Annotated in this window: 17 protein-coding genes; 8 read left to right on the forward strand and 9 right to left on the reverse strand. The window is 71.4% G+C overall.

Annotation, left to right across the window (positions count from 1 at the left end):
* The first annotated feature begins 8 nt into the window (after positions 1-8).
* Positions 9-551 carry an AAA family ATPase gene (locus AC4D12_RS00770; RefSeq protein WP_490947880.1) on the forward strand — a complete coding sequence of 181 codons (543 nt, stop codon included), beginning with the start codon at positions 9-11 and terminating at the stop codon, positions 549-551.
* Between the two features lie 135 nt (positions 552-686).
* On the opposite strand, the gene AC4D12_RS00775 is transcribed toward AC4D12_RS00770, so the two are convergent.
* The 4 genes from AC4D12_RS00775 to AC4D12_RS00790 all read right to left on the reverse strand — a co-directional run bounded on the left by AC4D12_RS00775 (position 687) and on the right by AC4D12_RS00790 (position 3,511).
* Complete coding sequence (locus AC4D12_RS00775) at positions 687-1,112, reverse strand: NUDIX hydrolase (RefSeq protein WP_490947881.1); 426 nt, start codon at positions 1,110-1,112, stop codon at positions 687-689.
* A gap of 4 nt (positions 1,113-1,116) precedes the next feature.
* Entirely contained in the window at positions 1,117-1,599 is a 483-nt protein-coding gene (locus AC4D12_RS00780; protein WP_490947882.1) for a tetratricopeptide repeat protein, read from the reverse strand.
* A 66-nt stretch (positions 1,600-1,665) separates the two neighbouring features.
* Entirely contained in the window at positions 1,666-2,925 is a 1,260-nt protein-coding gene (locus tag AC4D12_RS00785; protein ID WP_490947883.1) for an MFS transporter, read from the reverse strand.
* A 1-nt stretch (position 2,926) separates the two neighbouring features.
* Complete coding sequence (locus tag AC4D12_RS00790) at positions 2,927-3,511, reverse strand: LacI family DNA-binding transcriptional regulator (RefSeq protein ID WP_490947884.1); 585 nt, start codon at positions 3,509-3,511, stop codon at positions 2,927-2,929.
* A 154-nt stretch (positions 3,512-3,665) separates the two neighbouring features.
* Between AC4D12_RS00790 and AC4D12_RS00795 the strand changes: the two genes are divergently transcribed.
* Together AC4D12_RS00795 and AC4D12_RS00800 are read left to right on the forward strand one after the other, a co-directional pair.
* Positions 3,666-4,682, forward strand: coding sequence for a LacI family DNA-binding transcriptional regulator (locus AC4D12_RS00795; RefSeq protein ID WP_490947885.1), 1,017 nt, complete (start codon positions 3,666-3,668; stop codon positions 4,680-4,682).
* A gap of 105 nt (positions 4,683-4,787) precedes the next feature.
* On the forward strand, positions 4,788-5,528 hold the full coding sequence (locus AC4D12_RS00800; RefSeq protein WP_490947886.1) for a DinB family protein: 741 nt from the start codon (positions 4,788-4,790) through the stop codon (positions 5,526-5,528).
* On the opposite strand, the gene AC4D12_RS00805 is transcribed toward AC4D12_RS00800, so the two are convergent.
* From AC4D12_RS00805 to AC4D12_RS00815, 3 genes are all read right to left on the reverse strand, one after another.
* Positions 5,516-6,370, reverse strand: a complete 855-nt coding sequence (locus tag AC4D12_RS00805; RefSeq protein WP_490947887.1) for a pentapeptide repeat-containing protein — start codon at positions 6,368-6,370, stop codon at positions 5,516-5,518. The genes AC4D12_RS00800 and AC4D12_RS00805 overlap by 13 nt on opposite strands.
* A 208-nt stretch (positions 6,371-6,578) precedes the next feature.
* Positions 6,579-6,794: a hypothetical protein gene (locus tag AC4D12_RS00810; RefSeq protein ID WP_490947888.1), complete on the reverse strand. Its 216-nt coding sequence runs from the start codon at positions 6,792-6,794 to the stop codon at positions 6,579-6,581.
* The gene (locus tag AC4D12_RS00815; RefSeq protein ID WP_490947889.1) at positions 6,791-7,060 is read right to left on the reverse strand and encodes a hypothetical protein; all 270 of its coding nucleotides are present in this window, start codon (positions 7,058-7,060) and stop codon (positions 6,791-6,793) included. Before AC4D12_RS00815 ends, AC4D12_RS00810 begins: the two co-directional genes overlap by 4 nt.
* Before the next feature lie 143 nt (positions 7,061-7,203).
* On the opposite strand from AC4D12_RS00815, the gene murJ reads away from it, so the two are divergent.
* Entirely contained in the window at positions 7,204-8,724 is a 1,521-nt protein-coding gene (gene murJ, locus AC4D12_RS00820; RefSeq protein WP_490947890.1) for a murein biosynthesis integral membrane protein MurJ, read from the forward strand.
* Here the strand turns inward: murJ and AC4D12_RS00825 are convergent.
* Together AC4D12_RS00825 and AC4D12_RS00830 are read right to left on the reverse strand one after the other, a co-directional pair.
* Positions 8,640-9,890, reverse strand: a complete 1,251-nt coding sequence (locus AC4D12_RS00825) for an ATP-grasp domain-containing protein (protein WP_490947891.1) — start codon at positions 9,888-9,890, stop codon at positions 8,640-8,642. The two genes, murJ and AC4D12_RS00825, sit on opposite strands and share 85 nt — an antisense overlap.
* Before the next feature lie 145 nt (positions 9,891-10,035).
* Positions 10,036-11,079: a LacI family DNA-binding transcriptional regulator gene (locus AC4D12_RS00830; RefSeq protein ID WP_490947892.1), complete on the reverse strand. Its 1,044-nt coding sequence runs from the start codon at positions 11,077-11,079 to the stop codon at positions 10,036-10,038.
* 113 nt (positions 11,080-11,192) lie between these two features.
* Here AC4D12_RS00830 and AC4D12_RS00835 point away from each other — a divergent pair, with 113 nt between their 5' ends.
* The 4 genes from AC4D12_RS00835 (at position 11,193) to manD (ending at position 15,281) form a co-directional block, all read left to right on the forward strand.
* Complete coding sequence (locus tag AC4D12_RS00835; protein ID WP_490947893.1) at positions 11,193-11,927, forward strand: sugar phosphate isomerase/epimerase family protein; 735 nt, start codon at positions 11,193-11,195, stop codon at positions 11,925-11,927.
* Positions 11,924-13,051 carry a Gfo/Idh/MocA family protein gene (locus tag AC4D12_RS00840; protein ID WP_490947894.1) on the forward strand — a complete coding sequence of 376 codons (1,128 nt, stop codon included), beginning with the start codon at positions 11,924-11,926 and terminating at the stop codon, positions 13,049-13,051. The genes AC4D12_RS00835 and AC4D12_RS00840 overlap by 4 nt, the downstream gene beginning before the upstream one ends.
* A gap of 77 nt (positions 13,052-13,128) precedes the next feature.
* Complete coding sequence (locus AC4D12_RS00845; protein ID WP_490947895.1) at positions 13,129-14,055, forward strand: TolB family protein; 927 nt, start codon at positions 13,129-13,131, stop codon at positions 14,053-14,055.
* On the forward strand, positions 14,052-15,281 hold the full coding sequence (gene manD, locus AC4D12_RS00850) for a D-mannonate dehydratase ManD (protein WP_490947896.1): 1,230 nt from the start codon (positions 14,052-14,054) through the stop codon (positions 15,279-15,281). The genes AC4D12_RS00845 and manD overlap by 4 nt, the downstream gene beginning before the upstream one ends.
* Positions 15,282-15,411 lie beyond the last annotated feature (130 nt).

Here is a 15,411-nt window from a genome sequence, read left to right on the forward strand (position 1 = left end):
ATGGGCCCATGATCGTCTGGCTGAACGGCACCCACGGCGCAGGGAAGACGACCACCGCCCGGCTCGTGCAGCAGCTGATCCCGGACTCGCAGGTGTTCGACGCCGAGAAGGTCGGCGAGACGCTGATGGACGTGTACCCGGGGCTGCCCGAGACCGACAACTTCCAGCACTGGCCGCCCTGGCGGCCGCTCGTGGTCGAGACGGCCCGGCGCATCCTCGAGTACACCGGCGGCACGCTCGTGATTCCCATGACCGTGCTGGTCGAGGAGTACTGGCGCGAGATCAGTGAGGGCCTCGCCTCGTACGGGGTGCCGGTCCGGCACGTCGTGCTGCACGCGGACCAGGACACGCTGCGCGCGCGGATCATGGACGATTCCGTGCTCGGCCCGTCCTCGTTCCGGCTCCGGTACCTCGAGCCGTACGACGAGGCCATCCGCTCCTGGCTGGGTGCGGAGGCGCACGTGGTGAACACCGTGGGCGTCCCGCCGGCCGAGGTCGCCGCGACCATCGCGGCGTGGGCGCTCGCGCCGCAGGGCCCCGGGAGTTCCTGACGCGGGAGGCCGGTCAGGCCGGCGGGAGGGCGAGGAGGGCCTGCGTCGTCACGACCGTGGCGAACTCGCCGTGATCCGTTCACGACCGCACCCTCGCCGGTCCCGTCCTCACACCCTCCCCGCTTTCGTCACACCTCAGGTGCCGCCGGAGCGACGCTGCCGTTCGACCATGCGCAGCACGCGGTCGGCGCGTTCCGCGAGGCCGCCGACGCCGCCCGGGGGCAGGGCATCGAGCGGCCACCACTGGAGATCCTCGCTCTCCGCGCTGACGCTCATCCCGGCGCTGCGCGGGACCACGGCGGCGTACGCAAGGTCGAGGTGGCTGGTGCAGGGCCCGAAGGACGGGGACAGGGCGTGGATGTCCGCGTCGAGAACTACGGGGGAGAACCAGGTCTCGCCGGTGATGCCCGACTCCTCGCGGAACTCCCGGAGGGCGTCCTGTCCGAATTCGCGGAGGTGGTGCTGGATCTCGTCCAACGCGGCCCGTTGACGGGGATCATCCGCCGCCGATGCCGCCGCCGTGATTTCCCGCGTACTCGCCGCGAGCAGGTCGACACCCACCCGGTCAGCCGCGCAGCTCTGCCGCGTACTCGGTGAGCGAGCGCTTGTAGCCGTCGAGCGTGGGTATCAGTGCCAGCAAGGCCGTCCTCAGGGCATCGCCGTGCCTCCCGTCGTCGTGCAGGGCGAGGGCGAGGAAGGCCAGACGGGCGCTCTCGTCGGGGCCCGCAGGGGGCATGCCCTCGAGGATCGTGACGGCCTCGGCCGCACCTCCCGTGTTGCGGAGGGAGCTCGCCAGCTGGATCGGCGCGCGGAGCGAGCTCTCACCCTCCAGCCCGGCGCCGATCGCGCGGCGGTAGAGGGGTATGGCCTGCTCCTCCAGCCCCAGGGCGTCGTGCACACCCGCGAGTTCGAACAGGGCCTCGGCGTCGCCCTCCGGCCGGTCGGCGAGGAGGTCCGTCATCCGCGCGACGGTGCCCGCGGGGTCGTCGTCGTCGAACTCCTGCTCGTAGAAGCGTTCGATCCTCTGCTGCAGCGTCGCGTCGTCCACCGGACCAGCCTGTCAGACGGACGGGCAGCTCACGCGCGCCGCGACGTGCGGCGCGCGACGGGCACGTCAGGCCCGTGCCCTCGGGGACAGGACGCGGGCCAGGATGATCACGAGCAGACCGGCGAACGGGACGATCAGGAGCCCGTACCGCAGCTCGGTCGCGTCGGAGATGGCACCGATGACCGGCGGCGAGACGAGGAACCCGAGGCGCAGGAGCCAGCTGATGAGGGTCAGGCCGGTCCCGGCCCGGAACCCGGGCAGCTCGTCCGCTGCGTGCATCGCCGCGGGGATGAGCGTCGCCACGCCCAGTCCGGCGAGGCCGAAGCCGACGATCGTGGTCGGGATGCTGGGGAACGCGAGCGCTCCGCCCATCCCCAGCAGGACGCACAGCCCTCCGAGGCGCGCGATGAGCCGTTGACCGAAGCGGTCCACCAGGCGGTCCCCCATCAGCCGCCCGACGAACTGCATGCCCTGCAGGGCGATGAACCCGAGCCCGGCGGTGAAGGACGAGGCGGCGAGTGAGCCGCTGAGGTAGATGGCGGCCCACGAACTCCCGGCGTCCTCCACGATGGCACCGGAGGAGGCGATGACGACGAGCGCGAGGAGGACGGCGTACCCGGCCACACCGGGCGAGCGGCGGTCCCGGCGGTCCGCCGTCGACCCGTCCGTTGCGGGTTCCCCGTCGGGTTCCACCCCGGGTTCCTCGGCCGGATCTCGGTCCGGTTCCTCGTCCGGTTCCGGTCCGGCGAGCAGAAGCGGGTAGATGGCGCAGGCGGCCACCCCGAAGACCACGGCGGTGAGCCCCAGGTGGAGTGCGAGAGGCGTGCCCGATTGCGCCGCGAGTGCTCCCACCGCCCCTCCGCCGACGGCGCCGATGCTCCAGACCGCGTGGAAGGAGTTGAGGATGGAGCGCTCGTACAGCTTCTGCACGCGCAACCCGTGGGAGTTCTGGGCGACGTCCGTGATGGAGTCCATCGCCCCCGCGAGGAAGAGGCCGCCGGCCAGCAGCAGCCAGCTGGTGCCCGTGCCCGCCAGCAGGATCCCGGCCGCGCACAGGAGGGTCGCGACGATCGCCACGCGCGAGGACCGGAACCGCCGGATCAGGGCGCCGGCGGCGAGTCCCGCCACCAGGGCGCCGAGGGGGAAGGCGGCCACGGCGGCACCGAACGCCGTGTTCGTGAGGTCCAGTGCCTCCTTGATCTCCGGGTACCGGGGGAGGATGCTCGCGAAGATCGCGCCGTTGGTGAAGAACAGCACGTTGACGCCGAGGCGTGCGCGCTCGGGGTCGCGGCCGGGCCGCAGGGACGGGGATCGGGTGGCGGTCATGTCAGGCCTTCCGGGTGCGCTCGTGGCCGAGAGCCACGAGTTGGTCGACGGCGGTCCTCGCGGCCTGCCCGTACCAGGAGTCCGGGCTGTGGCCGGCGTCCGGGGCCGCGTCGAGATAGGCGACGGGGACCGGAGCGGCGAGTGCCGCGACCGCCTCGACGAGCTCCGCTGCGGGGGACGCGATGATCAGCCCTTCGACGCCGAGGTCCACGAGCAGGGTGAGTTGTCCCCGGGTCAGTGCGGGCGCCGTCGTCGAGATGTGCCGGACGACGACGGCGTACCCGCGCTGCTGCGCGGCGTGGTCGATCGCGAGGAGGGACGCGCCGTGGTCGGTCCGCCCGTCGGGCGGGAGTACGACGCCGATCAGCTGCGAGCGTCGCGTCGCGAGGGTTCGTGCCGCCCGGTTCGGTCGATAGCGCAATTCGCCGACGGCGGCCCCGACGGCCCGCCGGGTCTCACGGTGCACCATGGGCTGGTTGTTCACCACGCGCGAGACGGTCTGTGCGGACACGCCCGCCCGGAGAGCGACATCCCGGAGCGTCGGGGCCCGCAGATCACGTTCACTCCGGTGGTCCCCATCTGTCATGTCCTGCCACCTGTCGTCGTCGACCCGCGCGTCCGCCACCGCGGGGAGCGGGAAGGTGCGACGGGTCAGCACATACCCGCCGTGTGGGGGGTGAGACGCAGTCCGTGAACGTTCACGGGAGCGTTCACGGAACGCTAGCACTAGGCTGACGGGCATGGCAAGCACACCGAAGGCCGCGACGATCCTCGATGTCGCACGGGAAGCCGGGGTGTCACGCCAGACCGTCAGCCGTGCCCTCAACGGCCTGCCGGATATCAGCGACGTCACCCGCCAGCGCGTGATCGACACCGCGCGCGCCCTGAACTACCGGCCCAACAGGGCGGCGCAGGGCCTGGTGAGGGGCAGGGACACCACGGTGGGCTTCGTCGTCGAGGACCTGCGGAACCCCTACTACCCCGAGCTCGCAGCAGCCCTCAGTCGCATCGCCGCGGAGCGCGGATGGAGCGTGATCCTCTGCGACGTCGGGGACACCGAGGAGACCGCCGGAGCGCGGCTGCGATCCCTGCTCCGGCGCGTCGACGCCCTCGTGATCACGGGGTGCCAGGCGGGCAGCGTGGGAGCCCTCCCGCTCGACGTGTTCAAGCGCGCCGTGAGCGGCATCCCCACCGTCATCCTCGACGGGTCGGCCGACGACGGCTTCGATTCCTTCGTCGAGTTCGACCACGCGGCGGGCGTCGAGGTGGCGCTCGACCACCTGGTCGCTGCCGGGCGCCGCCAGATCGCGATGATCGACACCGTGCAGATGGACTCCGCGCGTCGGGCAGCATACCGGCGGTACCTCCAGGCACACAGGCTGCCGTGGTCCGTGGGATCCGAGTTCCGCGCCGAGGAGACCACCACCGGCGGGATGGTCGCGGCCGCGGAACTGCTCCACCGCTACCCGGCGATGGACGCCATCCTCGCCTACAACGACATCCTCGCGATCGGCGCCCTCAAGGGCCTGATCCGCGCCGGGGTGTCGGTCCCCGGGAGGATCAGCGTCGTCGGCATCGACGGGCTCGACGTCGGTGAGCTGGTCACCCCCGAACTCACGACCCTCGCGATCGACAAGTCGGACCTGGCACGCCGGGCGGTGGATGTCCTGGCGAGCATCATGGACGGAGCTGACGAGCGGACCCGCAGCTCGAAGGCGCCGCTGAGCTACCGGCTGATCATCAGGGACTCCGCCTGATCGCCGCCGGGACGGGTGCCGTGCCGCCCTGACCGGACGTGCGGGACGACGATGTCGGGGCCAGCACCTCTGGCTCCTGACGCCCGTCCACCCCACAATGAGGCGATGACGACCTACTTCGGTACGAGAGAGTTCGACGGCGCAACCTTCGTCAGGACCGGCTTCCGCGGTGCCACCCTCCGGTTCTCCGACGTCAGCGGCATGACCATGCGCGGCGTCGACGTGGACGGACTCGACATCGACAGCCATGACCTCTTCTTCGGCAGACTCCTCGTCAACGGGGTCGACGTGGTGCCGCTGGTGGACGCCGAGCTCAACCGGCTGTTCCCCGGCCGCGAGTTGCAGAAGGCGCAGACCCCCGACGGCCTGCGTGAGGGGTGGCTCGCCGTGCAGGCAGCGTGGCAGGGCACCGTGGCGGATACCCCGATGGAGCTGGTCGACGCGCACGTGCCGGACGAGTGGTCGCTGTCCCAGACCCTGCGGCATCTGGTCCTGGCGACCGACGCCTGGCTCGGCCGCGGGATCCTCGGGACACCGCAGCCGTTCCACGAGATCGGTTTGATGTTCACCGGGGCGGCCGAGGCGGGATTCGACCTGTCGATCTTCCGCGAGGACCCGCCGTCCTACGAGGAGGTCCTCGCGGTCCGGGAGGAGCGCCAGCAGCAGGTCACCGATGTCCTGGCGACGGCGACAAAGGACCTCCTCGCGGAGGAACGCGAGAACCCGTGGGGTGGCGGCGACTGGCACCCCACCGTGGGCGACTGCCTCCGGGTGATCCTCGAGGAGGAGTGGGCGCACCTGCGCTACGTCCGGCGAGACCTCACGCTCCTCCGTCAGGACCAGTGAGGCGGTCGCTCGAGATCGCCGGGGAGGAGGGTCGTCGCATCCCCCCGGGCGGCCGCGACCTGCGCCTGCGTCAGGTACAGGGACGTCGACAGGTCGGCGCCGTCGAGGCGGGCGTCCCGTAGATCCGCGCCCAGGAGGTCCGCGCCCGAGAGGTCGCTGCCCCGCAGGTCTGCGGCGATGAGGTAGGCACCCCGGAGGTCGGCACCGCACAGGGACCTCCGCGACAACCGCCGCCCCATCAGGTCGGCTCCGGGGACGAGCTCGGCGCCGAGGTGCTCACCGCCCGTCGCGAGGTAGGAGGAGCGCACCTCCTCGCTGACGTCCATCAGGACCGCACGCACCTCTATGTGCACCTCGTCGACGTCCAGGGCCGTGATCCGCTGCCTGTCGGTCAGGGCCGCCTCAATTATCGAGCCCAGCCGCGTCGCCGCCTCCGACGTCTCCGGATCGAAGGTCCTGACCGCTGCCTCGGCCAGGTACCAGAGCATCTCGTGCAGCTTCCGGGCTGTCGCGAAGGCGGCGAACATGGCAGGGGCCGTCTCGGGTGCCGCGCGCCAGCTGACCCCCTCGAAGAGGTTCTGCGCGACGTTCTGGCCGGCTCCGAAGCAGTCGAAGACGGTGCATCCCGTGAAGCCCCGCGGGCGCAGGCTGTCGTGGATGGTGCAGGAGAATCGGGCGTCGAGGTTTCGGCAGGGAGTCCCGGCGGGCTTGTCGACGGCGAAGTCCGCGCTGCGGGAGAAACCGAGGGCCGTGCAGCACAGGGCGAAGCACCGGCTGCAGTCAGGGCGAAGGTGCCGGCGTTCGGCGGGGGAGGTGGGGTGGCTGGTGGAGGGTGTGCTCATGATGCCTTCTCCGGGTGGGATCGGCGGGGGTCCGGGTGCCAGGGGAACTCACGAAGGAGTTCCCTTCCGGGGCGCACGGGATCACCGCTTCCGAGGGAAGCGCCGGGGAGCTGCTGGAGGGACTCGAGGTCACAGGAAGAAGAAGGATGTCACTGCGATCCAACCTAGCACCGCGCTGCGGTACGCGTCCGGGTGACGGCGCCGGGGGTCAGACGCGCTCGAGGGGTCGATGAGGGGTCGCGGGTAACTCGACTGTCAGGGCGTCGCCGGCCATGATGACACCTCCGCGGTGCACGGTGCCCATGACCCCCGCTCGTCGGTGCACGGTCCCGTCGCTGTCCCGTGGGAGCACCGCCCTGAGGAGTCCGTCCTGGAAGCGGTCGATCTGCCAGCAGGGGTTCCGCAGGCCGTGCACCTCGATCACGGCGTCGGGCCGGCGAGCAGCAGGGTGCCGACGGGGAGGGCGTGGAGATCGACGCCGCGGGTGGTGATGTTCTCGCCCAGGTCACCGGGTCCCACGGTGAAGCCGTCCCGCTCGAGGTCGTCGAACAATTCGGCGGGGATCAGGTGCACCTGCCGCAGATTGGGCCGGGTGGGATCGGCACGGACGCGTGAGAGGTGCTGGACGGTTCCACCCGCGTGGGCATCACCCTGCACCCCCATGCCGTCGACCAGCAGGATCGAGGGCACGCGTTCCTTGGTGAAGCCGTGGTCCGACCCTACGCCCGGCCCCACGCCGGAGGGAGGACCGGCGGGGTGACGCACGGAGGAACGGCCCGGCCGTGCCAGAATGATCGGGATCCGAACCGGGCACGCATCAGGAGGCGGCGGAAGTGAGCGTGTCCCGTGCCGCCGTCGTCGTCACCGCCCTGACGGCGGTCTCCACGGTCTTCGGCTTCGTGCGCGACGTCGTCATCGCCGCGGTCTACGGCGCGGGCCCCGAGCTCGACGCCTACCTCGTGGCGCAGGGCCTGATGAACGTCGTGCTGGGGCTGATCGCGTACGCGATGGCCCGCTCCGTCATCCCGGTGGTCTCCCGCGAGGTCGCCGCCGAGGGCGATACCTGCCGCGGTCACCGCTCCTTCGACACCTCGATCACGGTCGCCATGATCGTGCTGGGACTCGGCGCCGTCGTCGTCGGCCTGCTGGCCGCCCCGATCACCGCCGTGCTCGCTCCCGGCTTCGAGGGCGAGCAGGCGGACCTCGCCGTGACGCTCACCCGGATCATGCTGCTCGCCGTGGTGCTCGTGGCGGGGACGGACCTCCTGGCCGCCGTGGCGCAGGCCCACCAGCGCGTGGTCTGGTCCTCGCTGCAGGGCGTGCCCTTCAACATCATCATGATCGGCGCTGCCGGGCTCTTCGGGCCGCGATTCGGTATTCAGGCCCTCGCCGTCGGCTTCGTGGTGGGATCGGCCGCCCGCCTGCTCCTCCAGTTCCCGCCACTGCGCGGGATCGGCCTGCGGATCCGCCCCCGGTTCGCGCTGCGTGATCGCGGCTTCCGGGAGATCGCCCGCCTCATGCCGCCCCTGCTCGTGGGTAGCGCGATCGGCAACGTCAACTCGCTCGTGGACCGGGCGGTCGGCTCCACCCTGGGGGACGGCGCCATCACCGCGCTCTCCTACGGCTGGCGCCTGGTGAACCTCCCGGAGACCCTGCTCATCGCCTCGCTGCTCGTGCCGCTCTACCCCGCTCTCGGCGCGGCGGCCGGCAACGCGCCGGAGATCCGGCGCCTCGTCACCCGCGGCCTGTCCGTCACCGTCACCGTCCTGGTCCCGCTGACCCTGGTCCTGGTGGTGGCGGCGCTCCCTCTCGTCCGGGTGGCCTACGGGCGGGGCGCGTTCACGGAGGACGACGCCGCTGCCACCGCCGTCGCGGTGCTCTGGTACGCCCCCGCGCTCGTGGCGATGGGCGTCCGGCAGGTGTTCGTGAGTACGTCCTACGCCCTGGGAGATGCCCGGGCGCCCGTGCTCGTGGCGCTCGCCGCGATGGTCGTGAACGTCGTCGGGGACCTCCTGCTGGCACCCGTGATGGGGGTGGCGGGCATCGCGCTCGCCACGAGCGTCTCCCTCGTGGCGGCGGCCGCTGCGAACGGCGTGCTGCTCGCACGGCGGCACGGGGCGGTGGACGGCGCGCGCACGCGGAAGCTCCTGGTCCGGGCCGTGGTCATCGGCTCGGTGGCGATGGGAAGCGGCGCCGGCCTGCTCGCTCTCCTCGACGGCGGAGCGCCGCTGCTCGTCGGTGCCGTGGTCGGCGTGGGTGTCCTCGCCGTCTACATCGCCGGGCTGGTACTCCTGCGGGCACCGGAGCGCCTGGTCCCTCTGGACATGCTGCGCGCGGCCCGCCGCAGGACCTGAACGTAGCGACGGCCACCCACCCTGCCGAGCGCCAGCGTCAGGGAGGGCCACGGGTCCTGCGGGCTCCACGTGCTGTGCCGGGCGGTGAGGGACCACCGGACGGTGGAGGCGACGTCGAGCAGCAGGCCGTTCCGCCGCTCGAGGCGCGCACGCCGCAGATCCCCGGCGAACCACGAGTACCGGCGTCCGGCCGCGCCGTCCGCGAGGTGCGGAGTGTCCACACCGAGGACGGTCTCGCCCCAGGTGCGCACCAGGCCGTCGACGGCGGACTCCGCGAGCGCGAGGGAGCCGAAGAAGCGGCCGTTGAGATCGATCAGGTGGGGTACGCCGTCGGCGCCCGTGAGGAACTGGAGTTCCACGAGGCCGTGCCATCCCAGCTCGAGCAGCAGGGCCTCCACCGTTGCGGCGAGCTCCTCGTCCACGGGGACGGTGACGGCGCGCGCCGAGGCGCCGTTCGGTGTGGGCCAGAGGTGCGGCGAGACCTGCTGTGTCCGGCCGAGCAGACGGCCCTCGTGGAACACGCCGATGACGGCCCCGAGCGTCCCGGTGATCGGCGCCTGCAGCACGGGGCGGGCTCCTGCGGCGCGGATGCGCTCGACCTGGGGCCGCGCGGCGTCGGCGGAGGCGAAACGCTTGGCCTCGATGCGCAGCGGGCGGGTCTGCTGGGGTGCCCAGTGCTCCCGGCACTTCACGACCACGGGGCCGTCCCAGTGCGCGAGCGCCTCGTCGGTGGCCACTTCGGTGTGGGGGGCGGCAAGCCCCACCTTCGCGGCGTACTCACCGAGCCGCACCTTGTCGAGGACCGTCTCGACGACGTCGAACGCGGGGTGCGCCACGCGCAGGAGGAGTTCGCCGCGGTAGGCGGAGAGCGCGGCCATCCAGTCGTCGCCCCCGCCGAACACGAGGTCGTAGCCGTCCGCCGCGGCGGCGTTCACGCCGGCGATGAAGGCCAGGCCGTCGTTCCGTGGTCTCGGGACCACGTAGGTGGCGTCGCAGGCCGACGACGAGCCGAGGACGCCGCCGCCCTCGGGCGTGCCGACGCCCACGAACCATCCTGCGGCGTGGAAGGCGCGGACGGCTGCCAGTGCACCGCGGTCCCTGCCGGTCGCGACGATCAGCACCCGCGGGCGGCCGTGGGCGGACTCGGGGCCCTGGTGATCTCGCATGCGTACCTCACTCGTGGTTCGGCCGGCGATCCCCAGGTAGTCACCGGCTGCAGGTCACGGCGGGAAGCCGTACCTGCTCAGGCTAACCAGCACGGATGAGAGCAAGATGAGCGACACAGCGGAAGACGCGACTATTCCGAAGCGCTCACGCGGCGGTGCTCGCCCGCACCACGAGTTCGCTCGGTGGCATGGCCTGTGTCCGGGGCTGCCCGTTGTCCAGCAGAGCCAGCAGCAGTTCGGCCGCCACCCGCCCCTGGCGCCACGGGTTCCGCGCGAGCGAGGTGACGCCGGGGGAGGAGAGCTGGCAGTGCAGCGAATCGTCCCAGCTCACCAGCATCACGTCCTCGGGGCAGCGCAGGCCCAGCGCGCGGAGGGCCAGCAGGGCCCCCATGGACATGAGGTCGTTCCCGACGACGACGGCGGTGGGTCGCTCACCGGATCCCCCACCGGAGGCGTCACCGGATGCCCCGCCGAGGAGCGCGGTGACCGCGTGCCGCCCGGACTCGAGGGAGTAGTCGGCCTCGTGGTGCACCACCTCCAGGCCGTACTGCTCGGCGCACCGGCGGACGTTCCGGATGCGCTCCTCCTCGTGGAGGTACAGCTGCGGGCCGGAGACGTGCGCGATCCGCCGGTGCCCGAGCCCGCGCAGGTGGTCGAGGATGGTGGCGGAATCCGCGGCGTGGTCCGCCGTCGTGCTGGAGAAGCCGTGCGGCGCCGTGGACATCGGGGCGCCGTGCAGCACGAACGGGAGCCCGAGACGCTCCAGGAGCGCGGGGCGGGGATCCTCGCGCAGGTGGTCGAAGAGCAGCACGCCGTCCACCTTGCGCTCGCCGGCCCACCGTTCGTAGGTGGCGCGCTCGTGGGCCGGGTCCTTCGTGACCATGCGGAGCATTAGCGCGAGATCGCCCTCCGCCAGTGCGGTCTCGATGCCCGCGAGGAGGCCCATGTGGTACGGCTCGGTGCCGATGAGGTGGGGGTCCGCCGAGAGCACCATGCCCACGGCGCCGGCGCGTGAGCGGGAGAGGGCGCGGGCGGAGGAACTGGGGTACCAGTCGAGCTCCTCGGCGAGGTCCAGGACGCGGCGCCGCGTGAGCTCGCTGACGCCGGGCTGGCCGTTGAGGGCGTAGGACACGGAGGCCTTCGAGATGCCGAGCCTCTTGGCGAGGCTCGCTATCGTCTCTCTGGCCATGGGCACCACCCTAGCGCGAGGAATTCCTTGACCCCCTTCCACATATCACCTAGGTTCGTCGTAGTGCCTGAACCGGTTCAGTTCCACCCCGATCTCGACGAGGAGACCCTCCAGTGACGTACTCACTCCAGCTCTACACACTGCGGACAGCGATGGGGGCGGACCTCCCCGGCACCATCAAGCGCGTGGCCGATCTCGGCTACACCGCGGTGGAGCCCTACAACTTCGTGGCCACCGCGGACGAACTCGCCGAAGCCCTCTTCGCCAACGGCCTCAGCGCCCCCTCGGGACACGCGCCCCTGCTCCGCGCCGACCAGGACGAGATCTTCGAGGCCGCGCGGAAGCTCGGCATCGGCACCGTGATCGATCCCCACGTGGAGCGCAGCCACTGGACCGCCGAAGCCGACATCAAGGCCACCGCCGAGGCGCTCAACGCCGCCGCGCGCAAGGGTGCCGAGTACGGCATCACCGTCGGCTACCACAACCACGAGTTCGAGCTCGAGGAGCGCATCGACGGCGTCTCCGGGCTGGAGGTGCTCGCCCGCCACCTCGACCCGGCCGTGGTCCTCGAAGTGGACACCTACTGGGCCGCCGTGGGCGGCGAAGACCCCGCCGAGCTGCTGCGCCGCCTGGGTGACCGCGTGCGCTTCGTCCACATCAAGGACGGCCCGCTCACCAAGAACGACAGGGAGCAGGTGGCCGTCGGTCACGGCTCCATGCGCGTCTGGGACGTGCTGGACGCCGTTCCGGGCCTCGAGGCCGCCGTGGTGGAACTCGACGACTTCGACGGGGACGTCTTCACGGCCGTCGCCGACAGCCTCACCTACCTGAACGAGGGAAAGAAATGAGCGACGCCGTGCACACCCAGCGCACAGGGCCCGTGGGAGTCGCCGTCATCGGCGCCGGGGTCATCAGCAAGGAGTACCTGACCAACCTGACCGGCTTCCCCGACGTGACGGTGCACATCGTCGCCGACATGTTCGAGGAGGTCGCCGCGACCCGCGCCGCCGAGTTCGGCGTCGCCGCCTCCGGTGGCGTCCAGGACGCCCTGAACCACCCCGACGTCGAGATCGTGGTCAACCTGACCATCCCCGCGGCGCACGTCGAGGTGGCCACCGCCGCCGTCGCCGCCGGCAAGCACGTGTGGAGCGAGAAGCCCTTCTCGCTCGATCGCGAGAGCGGGCTCGGGCTGCTGAAGGCCGCGGACGCGGCCGGCCTGCGTCTCGGCTGCGCACCGGACACCTTCCTCGGGGCCGGGCTGCAGACCGCACTGCGGCTCGTGGCGCGCGGTGACATCGGCGTCCCCTTGACGGCACTGACCCTGATGCAGTCGCCCGGCCCGGAGTCCTGGCACCCGAACCCCGCGTTCCTCTTCCAGGAGGGGGCCGGTCCGCTGTTCGACATCGGCCCCTACTACCTGACCACCCTCGTGCAGACCTTCGGCGCCATCACGAAGGTGGCCGGGTTCGGCTCGAAGTCCCGCGAGACGCGGACCATCGGATCGGGTCCGAAGGCCGGCGAGGTCTTCGACGTCACCGTGCCGTCCCACGTCAGCGCGATCGCGCAGTTCGCCAACGGGGAGTCCTCGCAGAGCATCTTCAGCTTCGACTCTCCGCTCAAGCGCGCAGGCTTCGTGGAGGTCACCGGGACCGAGGGCACGCTCGCGTTCCCTGACCCGAACAACTTCACCGGAGACCTCACGATCACGCGTCGCGGCTCCGACGAGCCGGAGACCATCCCCGCCGTCGGTGCGACCTCCACGCGCGGCAGCGGCGTCCTCGAGATGGCACGGGCGCTCCGCGAGGGCCGCCCGCACCGCGCGCAGGGCGAGATGGCCTTCCACGTCCTCGACGCGATGGTCTCCATCTCGGAGAGTGTGGATGCCGGCGAGTTCGTCTCGCTCTCCAGCACGGCCACCGCCGCGGAGCCCCTGCCCGAGGACTGGGACCCCTTCGCCTCCACCCTCTCCTGAGCCGGGCAGGCGCTGCGGACGTCCGCGGCGCCGCCCCCTCGGGACCGAGCTGCCCAGGGCCACGCGGGAGGACGACGGTGAACGAGCGAACCACGACGACGGACGGGCCGCGTCACGCCGCGGGGCCGTGGCGCCGACTGCTCCCGGGGCAACGTGCACGCCTCATGGTGTTCGATGTGGGCACGCGGACGTCCTCGTGCGTCTTCGAGACCGAGGACTTCGTCATCGAGGCGCCGAACTGGACGCCCGACGGCGCCTGGCTCGTCTTCAACTGCGACGGACTGCTCTACCGCACGGCCGCTGCGGCCGGTGGTCAGCCGCGGGTGCTGTTCACCGGGACGGTCACCGACGCGAACAACGATCACGTGCTCTCCGCGGACGGCCGCTTCCTCTACCTCTCCTCGCAGGACGGCCATCTGTACGAGGTGCCGACCGAGGGCGGGGACGCCCGTAGGGTCACGAGGCCCGACGACGGCCTCCACGCCCGGTACCTCCACGGCGTCTCGCCGGACGGACGCACGCTCGTGCACGTGGGCCGCGCGAAGAGCGACCCCGCCCACGACATCTATGCGGTGGACGTGGCCGACGGCGCCACCCGGCGGCTCACCGAGACGGACCGCCCGCATGACGGCGTCGAGTACAGCCCGGACGGCCGGTGGCTGTACTTCAACTCGGAGCGGGCCGCCACCACGCCCGGGCACTCGCAGCTCTTCCGCATGCGCCCGGACGGGAGCGGCGTGGAGCAGTTGACGCACGACGAGCGGGTCAACTGGTTCCCGCACCTCGCACCCGACGGCAGCCGCCTCGTCTACCTGAGCTACGCGCCCGGGGTTCAGGGGCACCCCGGGAACGAGCCCGTGGTGCTGCGCGTGGCGGACGCCGACGCGCGCAACGCCTGGGACGCCGTCGCGCTGTTCGGCGGCCAGGGCACGGTGAACGTCAACAGCTGGGCGCCGGACAGCCGGCGCTTCGCCTACGTGGACTACCCCCAGGAGGACGCATGAAGATCGTTGCTGCCGATGTGATCGTGACGAGCCCGAGCCGTAATTTCGTGACGTTGAAGATCACGACGGACGAGGGGCTGACGGGCCTGGGGGACGCGACGCTGAACGGGCGTGAGCTCGCGGTGGCGTCCTACCTGACGGAGCACGTCACCCAGCTGCTCATCGGCCGTGACCCCCACCGCATCGAGGACACGTGGCAGTTCCTGTACCGCAGTGCGTACTGGCGTCGGGGTCCGGTGACGATGGCCGCCATCGCCGCGGTCGACATGGCGCTGTGGGACATCAAGGGCAAGGCCGCCGGCATGCCGGTCTATCAGCTGCTGGGAGGTGCGTCGCGGACGGCGCTGCGCACCTACGGGCATGCTTCCGGCCGGGACATCCCGGAGTTGTTCGACTCGATCCGGCACCACCTGGAGGAGGGCTACACGTCCATCCGGGTGCAGACTTCGGTGCCGGGTATCACCGCGCTCTACGGGGTGGCTGCGCAGGCCCAGGCGACGGGGGAGCGGTACGACTTCGAGCCGGCGGGCCGGGGCGCGCAGCCCACGGAGGAGGACTGGGACACCCGGGCGTACCTGCGGCACATCCCCACCGTGTTCGAGGCGGTCCGCAACGAGTTCGGTCCGGAACTGCCGCTGCTCCACGATGCGCACCACCGGCTGACGCCGATCCAGGCCGCGAAGCTCGGGACGTCGCTGGAACCGTATGACCTGTTCTGGCTGGAGGACGTGACGCCGGCGGAGAACCAGGACGCGTTCCGGCTGATCCGGCAGCACACCACCACACCGTTGGCGGTGGGTGAGGTCTTCAACACGGTCTTCGACTTCCAGACGTTGATCCGCGAGCAGCTCATCGACTACGTGCGGGCGGCGTCCACGCACTTCGGTGGGATCAGCCCGTTGAAGAAGGTCATGGACTACGCGGCGCAGTACCAGATCAAGTCGGGGTTTCACGGGCCCACGGACGTGTCACCGGTGGGGTTGGCGGCGCAGTCGCACGTGGGGCTCGCGATCCACAATTTCGGGATCCAGGAGTACATGGAGCACAGCGAGAAGACCACCACGGTGTTCGAGCAGTCCATGACGTTCACGGACGGCTTCCTGCACCCCGGCGACACGCCGGGCCTGGGCGTGGAGCTCAACGAGGAGGCCGCGGCGTCGTTTCCCTACCAGCAGGCCTACCTGCCCTACAACCGCCTCTCCGACGGCACCGTCCACGACTGGTGAGCGAGAGCGCCGCGCAGCGGTCAGAGCCCGTCGCCGGGCTGCCGTCAGGGCGCGCGTCGAAGGCGCCCGACGGCGACTGGCGTAGTCTTGGAGTCTGCGGACATGTTCGCGCCACCTCTGGCGCCGTCCG

The sequence above is a fragment of the Arthrobacter sp. TJ-266 genome (assembly GCF_058269115.1).

Bases quoted from the DNA above. Each gene is read 5' to 3' on its own strand.
- AC4D12_RS00825 (WP_490947891.1), bottom strand. From the start codon at position 9,890: ATGCGAGATCACCAGGGCCCCGAGTCCGCCCACGGCCGCCCGCGGGTG.
- AC4D12_RS00790 (WP_490947884.1), bottom strand. From the start codon at position 3,511: ATGACAGATGGGGACCACCGGAGTGAACGTGATCTGCGGGCCCCGACG.
- AC4D12_RS00805 (WP_490947887.1), bottom strand. From the start codon at position 6,370: ATGAGCACACCCTCCACCAGCCACCCCACCTCCCCCGCCGAACGCCGG.
- AC4D12_RS00795 (WP_490947885.1), top strand. From the start codon at position 3,666: ATGGCAAGCACACCGAAGGCCGCGACGATCCTCGATGTCGCACGGGAA.
- AC4D12_RS00800 (WP_490947886.1), top strand. From the start codon at position 4,788: ATGACGACCTACTTCGGTACGAGAGAGTTCGACGGCGCAACCTTCGTC.
- AC4D12_RS00830 (WP_490947892.1), bottom strand. From the start codon at position 11,079: ATGGCCAGAGAGACGATAGCGAGCCTCGCCAAGAGGCTCGGCATCTCG.
- AC4D12_RS00785 (WP_490947883.1), bottom strand. From the start codon at position 2,925: ATGACCGCCACCCGATCCCCGTCCCTGCGGCCCGGCCGCGACCCCGAG.
- AC4D12_RS00840 (WP_490947894.1), top strand. From the start codon at position 11,924: ATGAGCGACGCCGTGCACACCCAGCGCACAGGGCCCGTGGGAGTCGCC.
- AC4D12_RS00770 (WP_490947880.1), top strand. From the start codon at position 9: ATGATCGTCTGGCTGAACGGCACCCACGGCGCAGGGAAGACGACCACC.
- manD (WP_490947896.1), top strand. From the start codon at position 14,052: ATGAAGATCGTTGCTGCCGATGTGATCGTGACGAGCCCGAGCCGTAAT.